The organism is Tistrella mobilis, assembly GCF_039634785.1.
GTDB lineage: Bacteria > Pseudomonadota > Alphaproteobacteria > Tistrellales > Tistrellaceae > Tistrella > Tistrella mobilis.
On sequence record NZ_JBBIAB010000028.1, the window covers coordinates 1 to 16,139 of the forward strand.

At 62.9% G+C, this 16,139-nt stretch carries 11 protein-coding genes and 1 pseudogene; 10 read left to right on the forward strand and 2 right to left on the reverse strand.

Features of this window, described 5'->3' with window-relative positions:
• Window positions 1-162: pseudogene (locus tag WI697_RS24295) on the reverse strand (IS630 family transposase); the annotation flags it as partial.
• 282 nt (window positions 163-444) lie between these two features.
• Here WI697_RS24295 and WI697_RS24300 point away from each other — a divergent pair.
• The 6 genes from WI697_RS24300 to WI697_RS24325 all read left to right on the forward strand — a co-directional run bounded on the left by WI697_RS24300 (window position 445) and on the right by WI697_RS24325 (window position 8,600).
• The gene (locus WI697_RS24300) at window positions 445-1,026 is read left to right on the forward strand and encodes a hypothetical protein (protein WP_345960237.1); all 582 of its coding nucleotides are present in this window, start codon (window positions 445-447) and stop codon (window positions 1,024-1,026) included.
• A gap of 78 nt (window positions 1,027-1,104) precedes the next feature.
• The gene (locus tag WI697_RS24305; protein WP_345960238.1) at window positions 1,105-2,136 is read left to right on the forward strand and encodes a hypothetical protein; all 1,032 of its coding nucleotides are present in this window, start codon (window positions 1,105-1,107) and stop codon (window positions 2,134-2,136) included.
• A gap of 44 nt (window positions 2,137-2,180) precedes the next feature.
• Window positions 2,181-4,127, forward strand: a complete 1,947-nt coding sequence (locus WI697_RS24310; protein ID WP_345960239.1) for a dynamin family protein — start codon at window positions 2,181-2,183, stop codon at window positions 4,125-4,127.
• Window positions 4,128-4,161: 34 nt separating this feature from the next.
• Window positions 4,162-6,093 carry an SUMF1/EgtB/PvdO family nonheme iron enzyme gene (locus tag WI697_RS24315; protein ID WP_345960240.1) on the forward strand — a complete coding sequence of 644 codons (1,932 nt, stop codon included), beginning with the start codon at window positions 4,162-4,164 and terminating at the stop codon, window positions 6,091-6,093.
• A 104-nt stretch (window positions 6,094-6,197) separates the two neighbouring features.
• Window positions 6,198-6,563, forward strand: coding sequence for a diversity-generating retroelement protein Avd (gene avd / locus WI697_RS24320; RefSeq protein ID WP_345960279.1), 366 nt, complete (start codon window positions 6,198-6,200; stop codon window positions 6,561-6,563).
• A 345-nt stretch (window positions 6,564-6,908) separates the two neighbouring features.
• The gene (locus WI697_RS24325; protein ID WP_345960241.1) at window positions 6,909-8,600 is read left to right on the forward strand and encodes a dynamin family protein; all 1,692 of its coding nucleotides are present in this window, start codon (window positions 6,909-6,911) and stop codon (window positions 8,598-8,600) included.
• 35 nt (window positions 8,601-8,635) lie between these two features.
• Here WI697_RS24325 and WI697_RS24330 read toward each other — a convergent pair whose 3' ends face one another.
• Window positions 8,636-9,103, reverse strand: coding sequence for a helix-turn-helix domain-containing protein (locus WI697_RS24330; RefSeq protein ID WP_345960242.1), 468 nt, complete (start codon window positions 9,101-9,103; stop codon window positions 8,636-8,638).
• Between the two features lie 128 nt (window positions 9,104-9,231).
• On the opposite strand from WI697_RS24330, the gene WI697_RS24335 reads away from it, so the two are divergent.
• From WI697_RS24335 to WI697_RS24350, 4 genes are all read left to right on the forward strand, one after another.
• Complete coding sequence (locus tag WI697_RS24335) at window positions 9,232-11,472, forward strand: hypothetical protein (RefSeq protein ID WP_345960243.1); 2,241 nt, start codon at window positions 9,232-9,234, stop codon at window positions 11,470-11,472.
• 29 nt (window positions 11,473-11,501) lie between these two features.
• Complete coding sequence (locus tag WI697_RS24340) at window positions 11,502-13,565, forward strand: dynamin family protein (RefSeq protein ID WP_345960244.1); 2,064 nt, start codon at window positions 11,502-11,504, stop codon at window positions 13,563-13,565.
• Entirely contained in the window at window positions 13,562-14,143 is a 582-nt protein-coding gene (locus WI697_RS24345; RefSeq protein ID WP_345960245.1) for a hypothetical protein, read from the forward strand. The genes WI697_RS24340 and WI697_RS24345 overlap by 4 nt, the downstream gene beginning before the upstream one ends.
• Window positions 14,144-14,220: 77 nt before the next feature.
• The gene (locus WI697_RS24350) at window positions 14,221-16,134 is read left to right on the forward strand and encodes an Hsp70 family protein (RefSeq protein WP_345960246.1); all 1,914 of its coding nucleotides are present in this window, start codon (window positions 14,221-14,223) and stop codon (window positions 16,132-16,134) included.
• Window positions 16,135-16,139 lie beyond the last annotated feature (5 nt).

The following is a 16,139-nucleotide window of genomic DNA, read 5'->3' on the forward strand; positions in this document are numbered from 1 at the left end:
CCCCACGCCGCCCAGGCTGGCCGCTGAACGTCGGCTGCCGCCATCATAGATCAAGGCAAGCGCCAGCAGGCGGCGTGTCTGATCGGCATCTTTCGACCGTCGGGCCAGGGCACGAAGGCCGGCGCCGTCATAATCGGGGCGAAGGGGGATCGGTGCTGCCATGGGGATCGCTCCGGCTGTTTGCCAGAGTGACTCACAATCCGCGGGTCTTGGGAATCCCCTATCGTGAGTCGGGGTCAGCGCTCTTTGGTATTACTCCCCTTGGGAGAAATCAGGCGAATCATATCTGAAGAGCAGCAGACCCGCGTCGACGTTCACCTCTCCAGTGCGTCAGCAGCGCAAAATGGGCCACTGTCGACCTCGTCTTATTCGCGCCGGACCTGCCGCTTGATGTCCCGGAGTTATCCATATATGATTTCCGAGGTAAAAATGTGAGTTGGTGCCATGCTGCAACGCATCCTCTCCAGGGTTATAGATCGGTTCCGAAGCGGCTTCGTGCTGCGGGGTTTCCGGCGTGAGCCATTGTCACGCAATGAGGTCACGCCCGCGTTGATCATGACGCCGGAGCCGGCGCCGGAGCCGGAGCCCATTCCGATTCCGCTTGAGCAAAACCTTCCGGCCATAGCGGTCCCGGAAACGATGGCAGAAGAGCCGCCTGTCGAAGATAAGATACAGGCTGCTCCGGAATACCAACCCGACTTGCGAGAACTGACAGAAGTTCTGGAGGATTGCGTCAGTTTATTCGACGAGATAGACGGTCAGATCCCCCTGCTGGATCCGTCGGCTGAAGAGATCGCCAGACATGTCTGTGATCGGTTACAGGAAATCCTGGAGCGCGCCGGGATGACCGTCATTGCCGAGGATGCCAAATTCGATCGAAGATTTCATAAACCTGAGAAAAAAACAGCCGGAGTGACGGGGGGTGACACCCGTTGGCACGCGCAGATCCTCAGTCCCGGCTTCCAGCTGAACCGCCGGGTCTATCGCCGGGCTCGTGTCCGTCTGACGTCGATCGAAGACGACTGACAACCCGAAGAAACACCGCCGACATGACCGTCATTAGATCTTGAAACCGGCAGAAACTTCCAAGCGGAGAAAGGTTCCATGATGATGTCTGACACACCTCGTGACCCCGCATCGTTGTGGTCTTCTCCCTTCGATCTGGTGACGGCACCCGCGTCGACGGTACAGTCTAAGGTGCCGGCAGCTGAACCGGTGATCGGTACGCCCCAGGCCGACGCTGTCGCCTGGAGCGGACGACAGGAGCACGACGACACCTGTGCCATCCGCTGCCAGGAATTCATCCTGCATCTGTTCACCGGCAATGATCCGGGCGAGGGCGCCTTGCTCAAGGAAGCCATGGACCATGGCTGGTATCGTCCCGGGCATGGAACCACGATCACTGATCTTGGCAAACTGCTGGAACAGCATGGCATTGCCGTCAACAGCTTTCATCATGCCAATGTCTTTCACCTCAGCAACGAGTTGGCCCAGGGGCACAAGGTTATGGTGGGGGTTCATGCCAATCACCTGTGGCGCGCTGACCCGCTACTCGACGACCTGTTCACCCGTTTGGGTTTAACCGACGCCAATCACGCCGTTGTCGTCTCCGGTATCGACACCTCCGACCCGCAGCATGTGGGCGTGATCATTGCCGATCCCGGTACGGGTGAACCGGTGGCCCGCTATCCGCTGGAACAGTTTGTCAACGCCTGGAGTGGCAGCGACTTCTTCATGGTGGCGACAAAAGATCCGGTGCCGCCATCGGCCCATCTCCCGGAGATGGCCAACTTCGACTACGCCAAGGGGCATGTCGATCATGTCTGGGGGCTGCCCTATGACATCTTCTCGACGCTCCGCGACGACGTTTCTCATTGGCTCCACACGATTCGCGACATCCTGGCCCATATGCCGGAGCCGTTTCCCGGTTTGCCCCCGAGCCATCCGGTGGAATTTCCTCTGCACGTCGGCTCGGGTCACGGTAGTTCTGCGGCCCACCACGCTGACGGTCAGGATGACCATGCCCAGGCGGGCCTGCTGCATCATATCCACCAGATCCTCGACGTGATCGCCCACCCCGGCTATCCGCATCCGCATGATCATCACCAGAACGGTCTTTCGGACGAAGCCGGCTGAGCGCGGCGGCGCGACCCTCTATTCTCCATGGAAAGAAAGATGTCATGACCAGTCTTATGGACCGGATCGGCGGTCTGCGCGCCGATACCAAGACCCTGATCGACCGCATTCGGGCGGTCAGTCAGACCTGCGACCTGCCGCCGCTGCCCGAGGCGGTGGAGGGCATTGTCGAAAAGCTTGATCAGCACCAGTATTCGGTTCCGGTCATAGGCGAGGTCAAGCACGGTAAATCCTCGTTCCTGAACGCTGTGGTCGGAAAATCGTTGTTGCCGGTGGGAGAAAAGGTCGCCACCAATCAGATCTTCCGCATCGGTAAGGCAGGTGCGTTCGCCTGCCGTCTGCGTTTCGAGGATGGTAGTGAAGAGCCGATCACCGAGAAGGACCTGGAGACCTTTGGTTCCGAGGTCTATGCGAACAGTCCGCGTGCGCGTGCAGCGGCTCGGGGCAAACTTCTGAGGTGGATTGAGATCGACGTTCCCGCCGAGGCGGCGAAATTTCTCCCGGACAACATCGTGCTGTTCGACACGCCCGGGCTCGGCTCGATCCACGTCGCCCATGGCCGCATCACTCGGCGTCTCCTTCCCTATGCAGATGGCGTCATCTTCGTTCTTACGTCTGAGCGGCCGATAACCGAGGATGAAATCGCCTGGCTCCAGGAGATCTTCGACATTACCCGGAACGTGTTCTTTATCCAGACGGGCATTGATAAAGGAACCAAACTGTACAAGGAGACCCTGAGCCGCAATCGTGAGATTCTGGTCCAGCGGTTCGGTGAGAACCTGCCCGAACCCCAGATCTGGCCGGTTTCCAGCACCAACCTGATGAAGGCGACCGAGACCAGCGATATGAGCTATCTGCAGGTCAGCCGCTTCGATGCTCTGAGCGAGGCCTTGCAGATCTTTCTGTTCCGGTCCGCCGGTGTCGAAAAGCTCGACGAAGCGACGACGATGATCGCGGCGCAGCTGCACCAGGGGCGCGAAATCCTGGATACGCGCCTGCGTAGTCTGCTGAATGAAACGCGCCAGGAACAGGCGACGATCCAGCGCCAGATCGAGGACAAGCGGCGTGCCTTCGATCAGAACTGGGGTATCCAGGGCGAGGAACGGACGCGGCTCCTGGCCGATCTTCGGCAGACCCTCCAACGTGGCCGTCGACAGTTTGAGCAGGCCCTGTATCCCTCCGGCAGTGTGGCACGGGTCATCGGCAGGGAGATCGACCAGATCGACTCCGTCAAGGCGGCTCGCATATTCGCCGAGTCGCTCAATACCAATATCCTCGAATGGGCCGAGATCGAATGGCGCAAGGCGGGCCGGGACACCCAGACGGCCTGTACCGCCCGGTTGGCACCGCTGCTCGCCGATATCAGCGATTTTGCCGCCGGCCTGGAGGAACCCGGTGGCGCCAGCATTTCCCGTACCGCCACGGTGTCGGCGCGTGGCGATCTGTGGACACGGATTGTGGGCGGTCGGGTTGCTTCTATCCAGGCAGTGATGACGACGGGGGTCGGAGCTACGCTGTTGGGCACCATCATCACCGCCGCCTGGTTTCCACCGCTCTCGCTGAGCGCGGTCGCCGCCACGGCGGTCTGGAGCTTTTTTCGCTCTTTCCGCGAAACCGGCGAGCGTGAATTGAAGAATGCCAGGGAGGAGCTGCGCCGGCATCTGATGGAGGCGTTGAATGAAGTGCGTGACCATTTCCTGCATGTCTCGGCCGGCGAGCCGAGCCCGGTCGACCGATGTTTCGGTGGCCTGGAAACACATGTCTTCAAGCAGGTCGATGATCTGATTCAGAGCAAATCCTCTCAGATGAAGGAGGAGGTGGAGCGGCTGGAAGCCGACGCCAGGCTGGACAAGGCTGCCCGCGAGACCCGGCTGGCGTCCTTGCGGGACCAGATCCGGGAATGGGGCGGGTTGATCGAGTCCGGTGATGCGCTCATCGCCGCCATTACCGGCCTGATCGAGGATCTGACCCCTCGGAAAGCCGCCCTGTAACCACCCTCGCCCATTCCGATCATGGAGGAGCCTCATGTCCAGGCACATTCTGGCGATCGATCTTGGAACCACCTATAGCAGTATGGCGACGCTCGACCCGGTCGGCGGGCGTGCGGTGGTGTTGCGGAATGCGGAGGATGAGGAAAAAACACCGTCCGTGGTGTATTTCGGTGCTGACGGCACAATGGTCGGTACGCCGGCTGAGCACATGCTGGAGGATGAGGAAGAGTCCAGGGCCGTTTTTATGGCGCCGAAGCGCTATCTGAGCGATAGCGATTTCCTGCTGGCACTTCCGGATGGTCGCATGGTGACGGCGGTGGACGCAGTGACGGCGATTCTGACCAAATTGCGGGAAGATGCCGAGGCGCTGCATTTCGGCGGTCCGGTGGGGCCGGTGGTTCTGACCTGCCCGGCAAGCTTCGGGCCTTCGGCGCGTGACGCGCTTCGCGAAGCGGCAGCACGGGCGGGGCTGGGAGATGTCCGGCTGGTGGATGAGCCCGTCGCCGCCGCGCTTGCCGGATTGCGAGACAGCCAGGGGCAGCTGGGGCAGAGCGTGCTGGCCTACGATCTTGGCGGCGGAACCTTCGATGCAGCGGTGCTGCGGCGCGACGGAAATGGCTACCGTCTGGCCGCCGAGCCTGGCGGATTGGAGTGGTGCGGCGGAAATGATTTTGATCGGGCGATCTATGATTGGTTCGACACTGCGGCTTTGAGCGAATGCGGGCAATCATTCGACAGAGCCGCAGGGGGCATCGATCTGAGCCTTCTGCGGGCCTGCCGCAGGGCGAAGGAGACCCTGTCGGCCAGGCCGACCGTGCTGTTGCGGGGATTGCTGGCCGGGCAGCAGTATAAACAGTCCCTGGATCAAATGGTGCTGGAAGAGCTGATCGGCAGGCGGATCGAACAAACGGTCGGGCTGAGCGTCGATCTGGTACAGACTGCACGCCGTCGCGGCCATGCGGTGGACAGTGTGTTGCTGGTTGGTGGTTCCTCGCGGATTCCCCTGGTCCAGAGGCGGCTCCAGGAGGAACTGGCGCCTCTTTTTGAACGGTCAAATCCGATCCGGCTGGGCGCCACCGGCTTTGCGGTGGTGTTGGGCGCAGTCTATTGCCTGGTCTCGGCGGAGGAGCCCCTGGCGCCGGTATGCTTCCAGACGGCGATGCGCGCGCCTGGCACCGTGTTCCGTGACGTTAATGCGCCGTGGTGCCCGGCGATGGTGGTTCTGCCGCGCGGCCGGTTTCAGATGGGATCGCCGGAGAATGAGCCGGGGCGGAGTAACGACGAAGGTCCGCGCCACTGGGTGGAGATCGGCTACGATCTGGCGATCGGGACCTGTGCGGTGAGTTTTGCCGAATGGGATGCTTACGCGCCATGGGGATCGGGCCGGTATTATCCCTTCGATGAAGGCTGGGGACGGGATGACCGTCCGGTGATCAATGTGTCGTATGAGGATGTGCAACATTACCTGCGATGGTTGAACGATCGCCTTGGCCTGACGGGTCGTGAGGATCGTTATCGCCTGCCGAGCGAGGCGGAATGGGAATATGCGTGCCGGGGGGGGACGGTAACACCGTTCTGGTGGGGTGAGAGGATGACGATGTTCTCGCCCTGGTGGGTGTCCCGGAACATCACGACGCGGCAGGCGAACTATCGTGGCGATGGATCGAGCGGAGACTACCGGAAGAAGACGGTTCCTGTGCGCAGTTTCGCTCCGAATCCCTTTGGCCTTTATCAAATGCATGGGAATGTCTGGGAGTTGTGTGAGGATACGTGGCATGGAAATTATGAGGGGGCACCGGCGGACGGTTCCGCCCGGGCAAAGGCTGACACCTCATCCCGCGTCCTGCGCGGCGGTTCCTGGGACAACATTCAGCGGTTCCTCCGCGCCGCGTACCACAGCAGGTACGCCTCCGGCACCCGGAGCAGCACAATCGGGTTTCGTGTGGCCAGGACACTCACCTCATAAATCTTTACATCTTTACCGTTTGTCGCCAGGAAGTGAGTCCAGAGGGCTCCGCCCTCTGGAGAAAATTTTCAGAGGAGATATTCAGGAACAGGTCATTGGATCCGATGACAGCGGACCATTCCCGCCAGACCGGGGCGGCATTGGAGGCGATGTATCAGTTTCATCTTTGGCTGGTGCCTGCGGTGGCGCGTTTCCCCCGTTCGCAGAAGTTTCTTCTGGGGGACCGGATACAGGTGACGGCGCTTGACGCGCTGGAACGGCTGATCGAGGCGACCTATACACGCAACCGGATGAAGCTGCTCAGCGAGGCTAATCTGGGGGTGGAGACGCTGCGTTTCCTGTTCCGTCTGGCCCATGATATGGCCTGTCTTGATATGCGCCGCTACGAATATGCGGCCAGACAGATCGATGGGGTTGGCCGTTTGATCGGGGGTTGGATGAGGGCACACCGTGGCTCCACCTCGGCATGACCGCCTTTTCGACGCCTCCTTTCAGGCACTGCACGCTGCCGCTTGCCGCGCCATTCGCGGCAAGCGCAGGAAACCTGGCGCCGCCGCATTCATGGCGTCTCGGGAAAAGGCGTTGTTGCGGCTGGAGCGGGCATTGTGCGACGGATCAAGGCGTCCGGGCCGCTATGTCGAGATCGAGCTGTTCGATCCCAAGCACCGCATCGTCTCTGCCGCACCGTTCCCGGACCGGGTGGTGCATCACTCCTTCGGGTTTCGTGCGGCCAGTACACTCCGCTGCCGGAGCCGGCACCGCGGCTGCCCGTGAGTCCCTTCGGAACCTACGCCATCAGACCCAGGGAGGCGCACATGATACAGAACACCGTCCGTGACGGCCTGGAGCAGGCCGCCCGGGTGCTGGAGCCTGTGGATCCGGCTGCGGCATTGGATCTGCGCCGCTTGGCCGGGGAAGTCGACAAGCCCTGCACGGTTGCCGTGGTCGGTCGGGTCAAGCAGGGCAAGAGCAGCGTCGTCAATGCCCTGCTGGACGCCGACGTGGCGATGGAGGGGACAACGGAGACCACGGCGACGATCAACCACATGGTCTATGGCGTTCCTGACACGCCGGACCGTCCGGTTCTCTGCGTCTGGCGGGACGGCTCGATCGACGCCTGCGGCCGGGATTTTCTCGACAGTCTGCAAGGGCATGATCTCGCGACGCTTCAGCGTGCCAATGGCATCAGCCGGCTTGAATACCGGCTTCCCAACCCGTTCCTGCGCCAGGCGACCCTGGTCGACACACCGGGTACAGGGGCTGCCGTCGATGAGCACCAGAACCGCACGGCAGAGTATCTGGCCCTGGAAAATGAGCTGCGCCAGCGCCATGACGCGGAAACGCGGGCGATCGAGGGGCGGGCGGATGCCATCATCTATGTCACTGGTCATGTTCCTAAGAGCAACGATCTGCGATTCCTGGAGGCATTCGGCCGTGGAACCGACGAGCCGTCGCGGGCCCTGAAAGCCGTTGCCGTCATCACCAAAATCGATTCCCGGCCCGACGTCCTGTCCAACCCGGACGAGTTCGCTGCTGAATACGCTGAGGCGCTGAAGGGGCATATGAGCGCCGTGATCCCCGTATCCGCCAGTCTGTGCCGTGCTGCACGACGCCTGCAGGCTGATGAATGGGCCGGCATGGCCCGGCTCATCGACGGTGTGCGGCGCATTCCTCCGGCGACCCTGGAGCGTCTCCTCACCAGCGAGGAGTGGCTGACCGACGACGATGTTTCCAGTGGGTTGGATTTCGCGCCGCTGTCGCGGTCCGAGGTGCTGGATCTGCGCAGCATGGTCGAGCACTGGTCGGTTTTCGTCATCATCGCCGGCATCGCCGTCAACGACCGGGGGCTCGATCCGGCCGGGGTGGGCGCGCGCCTTACTGCGCTGTCCGGCTTCGAGCGGCTGCGTATGGTGCTGGACCGGCAGTTCTTCGCGCGTGGCCACATCCTGCGCTGTTTCCGTATCATGGACGACGCCATGGCGATGTTGCGCACGCTGCGCTACGACCGTATCACGGCGCTGCATGACGCGGCGGCGGCCGCGCAGCTTCGCCATCGGCGCTTCTCTGCTCTCCTGGCCGGTGCATTCGGCGACGCCGCGGTTCGGGCGGAATTGGCCGCGTTCCTGGAAGACGCTCTCGCCGACGACGCGGCAGCCCCGGGTCGCATGGAACACGCCCTCGACAAGGCCCAGCGTCTGCTGGAGCGCGTGTACGGAACCCTGGTGAAAAACAATCACGATTTTAACGCATTGCAAACGATGATGGCGAGCGTCGATCTGTTCAGCCCGGAGGAATGGGACGAACTCGAACCCCTGTTCGGGCGCTATGGCCTGGAGCGCAGCGCCCGTCTGCCGGGCAAGGGCAAGGACCGCGCCTATTGCGCGGCGCGCCAGTCCCATTGGAGCCAGCGCGCCCACCGCGAGCGCAATCCGGAGCGCCGGCTGGTCGCACAGGCGGCCGTGGAGCGGTACGGGGTGTTGATCCGTGAAGAAGGAAGCGGACGATAGGCGCCGTTTGACGACCGGCAGGCAGCCATCGGGGGTCAGTGCCTGTCCTTGCTGTTGGACAGGATTATGGTGCTGAGCAGGGTGCCGATGACAAAGCCGACGGGCCCCCCCGTCAACAGGGCGCCGCTCACCGGCAGGCCCGATCCGGTTCTGGAGATGGCTGTCTTGGCGCCTGTGGCCTTCGGTGCGACCTCAATCTGCCGTTCGCGCAGCATCTCGCGCAGCATGTCCGCGAGGTCGAGGAATAAGCCGGGCCGGCAGTCCAGCGCCCTTGCAAGGGCATCGAGCTGCGGTACGGTGATGTCTGCCTCGCCGAGTTCGATGCGGGACAGGGTCGGCTGGGATATTTCGGACTGCTTCGCCAGCTGGTTCTGTGACCAGCCCTTTTCCCGGCGCAGCACGGCAACGATCAGCCCGACCAGGCCGGTGTAGGTAGCCTCCAGGACCTTACCTTGCTGCCGCAAGGACGCCAGCGCGCCGGCAAGGCTGCGGATGTCGTTCATTTTCACTCTTGATCTTATTCATATCTAGATTTAAATCTGTACATCAGAATAAATAGGAATGCAAGGAACAACCCCCTGCGCCTCCCCGGCAGGCGCCGGACCGCCTCCTGTCATGAGGAGATCGTAGTGTGAGTCAGTCGCTGTTTGGCGATGATCTGCCGGATCTCTCCACCGTCCGCCTGGCGGCCGGGCTTTCGGAGGCCGCTCTGGCGTACAGCGTCAACGGTATCCTGGGCGAGGATTGGTTGTCCGCCGACCAGGTCGCCGTGATCGAGCGGAGGGACCCTGCGGGTGAGGGGCTGACCCGCAGGCAGCACCGGGCCTGGTATCAGGCATGCGGGTACGGCGACAAAATGCCCCCGCTCGACCTCGGCAATCCCTATGCACCGCTGCTCCATCGCCGAGAGACCATTATCGCACAGGTTCTGGGCTGGCCAGATCCGGCGTTCGGAGAAGAGGACGCGCAGGCGGGCTTCGACAAGGCCGGAATTCTGGCTGCCATGGCGATGTGGGTGCGCTTGCCGCGGCTTCTGGTGTCGGGCGGTTTCGATGCGGGCAAGACCTTCCTGTGTAAGGCGCTGATCGGTGATCCGCCGCACGAGCAGGGCGGGCTTCTGCGCTCCAACTATGCGCCGGAGACCAGGATGATCACGGTGATCATACATGTCGATCATCGCCCGCCCTGGCTCACCCAGCCGGTCGCCCTGATGTCCGCCGCCTTCGATCTCGACCGGCTGTACGACCGGCGGCATGTCGAGGCTGAGCTGATACTGGCGGGGGATCGCGCGCTGATCGAGCGGTTCGCCGTCCATCGTAAGGAAAGGCCGGGTGGTGCTGCGACCGACCAGCCGTGGGCCAGCGATGGCGGGGGCAGTACGGCCGATGCCGATACGCGGGTGGCTGAAAACGCCGCCTACTGTCTGGTTTTTATGGCAGCCCCTTTGCTGCGATCGCTCATCCTCATCGATCCGCCAGGCTTCGACAGCGGAATGGTACTCGACCAGGAGCGGGCCCGCAAAATGGCCGGGCTGGCGGACATTGTGGTGTTCCTGTCGCAATTCGTCGGCTTTCTGAACGTCCGCGATTTCAGTCTGCTGGCCGAACAGCTGCGTGCCCTGCAACTTTATCCGCGGCGTGTCTATCCCGGCATGGGCGCCTTCCGGAACCTCTTCGTGGTTGCCACCCACGCCCGCCAGAGCCCGGCGGATATCGACCATGTCCTGTCAGAAGGCGCGCGCCGTCTGTGGGCCGATTCAGAGCGATCCTCGAAGCTGTTCCAGCGGCGCGCCGCCGAGGCGGGAGAAGCGGATGGTGCCCCGGCGCGGCTGCTGGAGCGCTTCTTCGCTTTCTATCCGAACTACCCTTTCGCTCGCGAACCGCTACAGGAAGATCTGGCCGACCTGCTGGCCGGCCCGTTTCCGCGGGCATTTAATCGCCAGGCGAAGACCGTGACGGAGAGGATCCTTGAGTCAGCCCGGCAGTATTACGCCCGTCGCGTCACCCGGTTCGACGACCTCCTCAGCGGCCGGTTCCGTCCCGCAGACGAGGTGCGCGCTGCGGAAGCCGCCCGGGACGAAGTCGACCGCAGCATCGTCGATCATCGCCGCCGGATGGAAGCCATCATCGCTGAGGCGCGCCGCGCAGGTCTTGAAGCCGCCAATAATGTGACCGACGAACTGTATGATCCGGTCCGCACCGAACAGATGCTGCGCAGCAACTTCGAGCGCTATGACGACGCGCAACGGCATCTGAGCGCCTTCATCACGGAGACCATCCATGGACGCCTGGAGGATGCGCTCAACCAGCCCCTGCAATCTTACCAATCCCTGGTCCTGGGCTTCGCGCGCAAGGTGGTGTCTGTGGACCTCTCTAAGGCCAGCGTAGACGTCGACATAGCGCAGAACGATCTGCTGACACGGCTGGCCACAGTGTTCTTCAACAATGCACCGACCACGCGAGCCATCCTGCAGGCTATCTCCCCTCGCCGTGATCCGGCTCTCTTCTTCAACCTGCTGTGGCCCGTGGCGCCGACGGTGGCTGCGGCTCTGGCGATGATGTCCATTGGCAACTACGTGACCCGGTGGCCGGACCTGGCGAAAGCCGTTGTCGGCAAGCTCAGGGATACCAATCTGCGCGTTGCCCTGACGGAAGGTGTTGAAGCGACCTGCGCGTCGCTTCGCAAAGAGTTCGATACGCTCACCGCCAAGGCGCGGGCGGATCGCCTGGCAGATCTGGCACGCAAACAGCATCGCGCACGACAGTCCGGCGACGAGGCGATGGCATGCTTCCAACGCGACCGCGCGTGTGCAGAGACAAACCGCCGACGCATCGAGACGCTGCAACGAACGCTGCGCGACAGCGATCGCTGATTTCCTTTCTTCCTCAAGGAGACGTCGCCATGGATGGCAGTCCCTACTCCCATGATCTCAGAGGCATGCGGGAGGCCGCCGGCCTGACCACCGAGGATATGGCAGAACGCCTTGGCGTTTCCCCGGAGGTGGTGACCGCTCAGGAAGCCGACCCCGATAATGTCGTCATGGAACAGATCCGCCGCTGGATGGAAGCGACCGGACATGCGGGAGGTGGCGAAGCCATCAATCCCGGCACGCCCTACGCGCTGTTCACCGGTGAAGTATTGACCACCACTCGCTACCTCCAGGGCTGGACGGAGGAGGTGCCGGGTCTGGCCGCGCGGCTTCCCTCGGCGGCGGAGCTGGCGGCGAAGCTGCGCCGTTCGGTGCGCAAGCCCCGGGTCGTGTTGTGCGGAAGCTTCGATGCGGCGAAGACAACACTGGCGTCCCGGCTCCTCGGCCTGGCACCGGGAACCCTGCCGGCGTCCTTTTCTCCGACGACTAGTCTGATGGTTGAACTGCGCCATCTCGACGACCGCCCCGACTGGCTGGATGGCGAGGTTGCATATTTCAGGGCGGGGATCGACCTGGATCGGGTCGACGAGAGCGACCATGCGACATCCTGCCTGGTGCGGCAGGATACGCTCCAGTCGCTTGGCCGTTATGCGACGCATAGGGGCGAGACCTCCGATGCCGAGGAAGCCGAATTCGCGGTGGTCTATCTGGCGGCCGAGGCATTGAAGGCGTTCCGGGTCATCGACCTGCCCGGCCTCGGTTCAGGCAACCAGGGTGACGAGGACAAGGTGGCGCGCGCCATCGGCCTGGCCGATGTCCTGCTATACCTCAGCCCAGCCATCCGGTTTCTGACCGAAATCGATTTCCTCGTCCTGCCGCTGCTGCTGCGTGCCTTGCCGCAGGTACCGGGTCTTGATCCGCTTGAGACCGTCTTCATCGTCGCCAGCCATGCCGATGGTCCGGGTGCGGGGCTGGAGGCCATTCTCGACAGTGGCGCCGTCCGCTTGCACCGTCAGTTGATCGATAGCGTGTCGCCGGAGGAGGGCGGCACCGCCATGCCGACCGAGGCGGATCTGCGTCGGCGCTTTTTCACCTTCTCGGCGCAGCAGCCGGTGCTCGCCGCAGAGCTGTCTGCGTCCCTTGAGACGCTGCTGGGCAGGACCCTGCCGGCACCGTTCATGGCACAGCTTCGCCATACAGCCGCCGATATGTTCGACAGCGCCGTTCAGAGCTGCGAAGCACAGGAGAAGGCACTTCTGGCCCTGAAGGCCGATCGCGAGGAGGCGCATCGGGAGCTTGATCGGCTGAAGGCGACGGAGATGGAACGCGATGACCTGGTCCGGCAGGGGCAATCGCGGATCACCGAACTTATCACGAACGAGTTTGCCGCGGCCAAGGAGGACGTCGATGACATCCTGGAGCGCGGGTTGACCATCGAGAGCATTGAAGAACGCATCCGGCAGAGTTTTGCCGACAACGAGAAGGATGACGCCAGAGAACGGGCCCTGCCTCTGATCGTCGGCCTGCTCCAGGCGGAGGTTTCCGGGGCAGCCATGGCCAGAATGGAGCGCATCGAGGGCGAGGTCCGGCAGTTTATCGGCGACTATAACGCCTATTTCGATCCTGGCGAGGCCATGGCCCGGCTGGAGTTGCCTCGCCTGGATACGGCCCGGATGTTCCGCGTCGGCACGGCCAGTGCCGGGTTGGTGCTTGGCACGCTGAGCACGATGGGGATCACCGTGTTGTTCCCCATCGCACCTCTGCTGGGGATGGCGCTGGCAATCTTCAGCACCTACAGTCTTATCAGAACACTGCGGCAGGGCTGGCAGCGGGTGATGGCCCAGCGTATCCGGCAACGGCTGCACGAGGCTGCGTTCGGCCCCGCCCTGCAGAAGGCTGTGCGGCGGATGTTCCGCGAGGTCGGGGAACGATTCGACCTTGGCGTCCGCGATATGGAGGTCGGTGCGAAGTCGTATCAGTCGCGTCTGGACGCGGTGCTGGATGGCGAGAGCTCGGACGAGGCCATCGACGCGATGCTGGATCTCACGCGCCGCTTCACCGTGTTCCTCCGCCTCATTCCGTGGAGCCGGTCATGAATCAGCCCGCGAGCCTACCCCATGATCTTGTGCGTGGATTCAACGCTGCTCTGGTCATTCCCGCCACGGCCTCAACCGTCAAGCAGGCGCAGCGAGAGGCGGCCCGGGAGCTTCACGTGCTCGCCGACTATCATCGCGCCGCGCGCGCCTCTGGCGGCTTGCCCGCCCTGTCGCGCGCTGAACGCCAGGCTATTTATCGGGTCGCCGAGGTTATTGCCGAGCAGGGCATCAATGGCACGACCTATCTTCTGGCGGTGAAAACCGCCGCGACGCTTGGCGGCATGGATGGCGGGATGCTGGCTCAGGTGGGCGTGACCCTGAATACGATGGTCACGCCTGGTCAGACCCAGGCCTTTAACCCCGCTCGCAGCCTGTTCCGTGGAATTGGATTTGAGCCGGACTGGCTCGCCGCGCTGCCGGACTCTGCCGTTCCACGCTTCGCGGAGATGGTCGGGCGTATTGCCGCGCGTTGTGGCTACGGCCTGGACCCGTCGCGGCAACGACCGGCTCTGCCGGTCAGAGTCGGACGCGACTGGGAGCATATGCTGACATCTGCGACCACTGGAAAGGCGGGTTGACCGGTACGGTCCGCTCCGCTCCGCCAGCGGGGCGGGCCCTGGTCCGGCATGCTGATAGTCGAGAGTGGGAACAGATCATGACATTGCGTGTACTCGGGATTGATTTCGGAACCACCTATAGCAGCATGGCGACGCTTGACCCGGTAAGCGGACGTGCAACGGTCCTTCGGAACGCGGAAGGCGAGGAAAAGACCCCGTCGCTGGTATATTTCGGTGCCGACGGCACGCTGGTGGGGACGCCGGCCCAGAATATCATGCTGGAGGATGAGGAAGAGGCGGCGTGGGTGTTCATGGCGCCGAAGCGCTATCTCGGTGACGGGGATTTCGTACGGGCGCTTCCGGATGGTCGCGTGGTGACGGCCGTGGACGCAGTGGCGGCGATTCTGACCAAACTGCGGGAAGATGCCGAGGCGCTGCATTTCGGCGGTCCGGTGGGGCCGGTGGTTCTGACCTGCCCGGCAAGCTTCGGGCCTTCGGCGCGTGACGCGCTCCGCGAAGCGGCGGCGCGGGCGGGGTTGGGGGATGTCCGGCTGGTGGAGGAGCCTGTGGCCGCCGGCCATGCCGGGTTGCGGGACCAGGGACAGCGCCTGGGTAATGTCGTGCTGGTGTACGACCTGGGGGGTGGAACCTTCGACGCTGCGGTGCTGCGGCGAGTGGAGGATGGCTACCGGGTGGTGGTGGCGCCCCGAGGGCTGGACCGGTGCGGCGGCGAGGATTTCGACCGGTCGGTCTATCGGTGGTTCGACGGGGCGGCGCGGGAGGAGCATGGAAGGTCCTTCGACGCCTCTGACGGCAGCTTCAACTCTCCTGTGCTGCGGGCCTGCCGGATGGCGAAGGAAGCCCTGTCGTCGAAGCCAAAGGTGACTTTGCGGGGGGTCCTGGCGGGACAGCGCCATAAGCAGGATCTGGATCAGGCGACCCTGGAAGGGTTGATCGACGAGCGTATCGCTGCGACGGTGCGCCTGAGCAAGGACCTTGCAGATGCGGCGGATCGGCGCGGGCATGCGATAGAGCATGTGTTGCTGATCGGGGGGTCGTCACGAATACCGCTGGTGACGCGACAGATCGTCGAGGCGCTGACAGAGCCGCGGGGTCTGCCGGAACCGTTGCGGCTCGGCGCCACCGATTTCGCAGTGGCGATGGGGGCGGTCTATGCGCTGGTTGCTCTTGACGACATGGCCCCCTCCGCTGGGTCGCCGTGGCGGGTACGGGCGCCTGGCACCGTGTTCCGTGACGTTGATGCGCCGTGGTGCCCGGAGATGGTGGTTCTGCCGCGCGGCCGGTTTCAGATGGGATCGCCGGAGGATGAGCCGGGGCGGAGTAACGACGAAGGTCCGCGCCACTGGGTGGAGATCGGCTACGATCTGGCGATCGGGACCTGTGCGGTGAGCTTTGCCGAATGGGATGCTTACGCGCCGCGGGGATCGGAGCGATATCATCCATTCGATCACGGGTGGGGACGGGATGATCGTCCGGTGATTAATGTGTCGTATGAGGATGTGCAACATTACCTGGACTGGGTGAACGATCGTCTTGGCCTGACGGGCCGTGAGGATCGTTATCGCCTGCCGAGCGAAGCGGAATGGGAATATGCGTGCCGGGGTGGTAGGGAGACACCGTTCTGGTGGGGCGGGAGCATCACGCGGCGGCAGGCGAACTATAGTGGAGACTATACTAATGCCGTCAAATGGCTTGGAGAATATTTTAAAAGGACCGTTGCTGTGCGCAATTTTGTTCCGAATCCCTTCGGTCTTTATCAGACGCATGGGAATGTTTTGGAATGGTGTGAGGATACATGGCATAAAGATTATATTGGCGTACTGACGGATGGCTCGGCATTAGTAAAAAAATCCTCACCAATCCGTATCCTGCGCGGCGGTTCCTGGAACGACGATTCGAGGAATCTCCGCTCCGCGTCCCGCAACTGGTTCCCCTCTGCCACCCGGCTCAGCTGGATTGGGTTTCGTGTGGCCAGGACACTCATCTCATAAATATT

Coding starts and splice junctions, on each gene's coding strand:
- WI697_RS24300 (WP_345960237.1), top strand. CDS start 445: ATGCTGCAACGCATCCTCTCCAGGGTTATAGATCGGTTCCGAAGCGGC.
- WI697_RS24305 (WP_345960238.1), top strand. CDS start 1,105: ATGATGATGTCTGACACACCTCGTGACCCCGCATCGTTGTGGTCTTCT.
- WI697_RS24310 (WP_345960239.1), top strand. CDS start 2,181: ATGACCAGTCTTATGGACCGGATCGGCGGTCTGCGCGCCGATACCAAG.
- WI697_RS24315 (WP_345960240.1), top strand. CDS start 4,162: ATGTCCAGGCACATTCTGGCGATCGATCTTGGAACCACCTATAGCAGT.
- avd (WP_345960279.1), top strand. CDS start 6,198: ATGACAGCGGACCATTCCCGCCAGACCGGGGCGGCATTGGAGGCGATG.
- WI697_RS24325 (WP_345960241.1), top strand. CDS start 6,909: ATGATACAGAACACCGTCCGTGACGGCCTGGAGCAGGCCGCCCGGGTG.
- WI697_RS24330 (WP_345960242.1), bottom strand. CDS start 9,103: ATGAACGACATCCGCAGCCTTGCCGGCGCGCTGGCGTCCTTGCGGCAG.
- WI697_RS24340 (WP_345960244.1), top strand. CDS start 11,502: ATGGATGGCAGTCCCTACTCCCATGATCTCAGAGGCATGCGGGAGGCC.
- WI697_RS24345 (WP_345960245.1), top strand. CDS start 13,562: ATGAATCAGCCCGCGAGCCTACCCCATGATCTTGTGCGTGGATTCAAC.
- WI697_RS24350 (WP_345960246.1), top strand. CDS start 14,221: ATGACATTGCGTGTACTCGGGATTGATTTCGGAACCACCTATAGCAGC.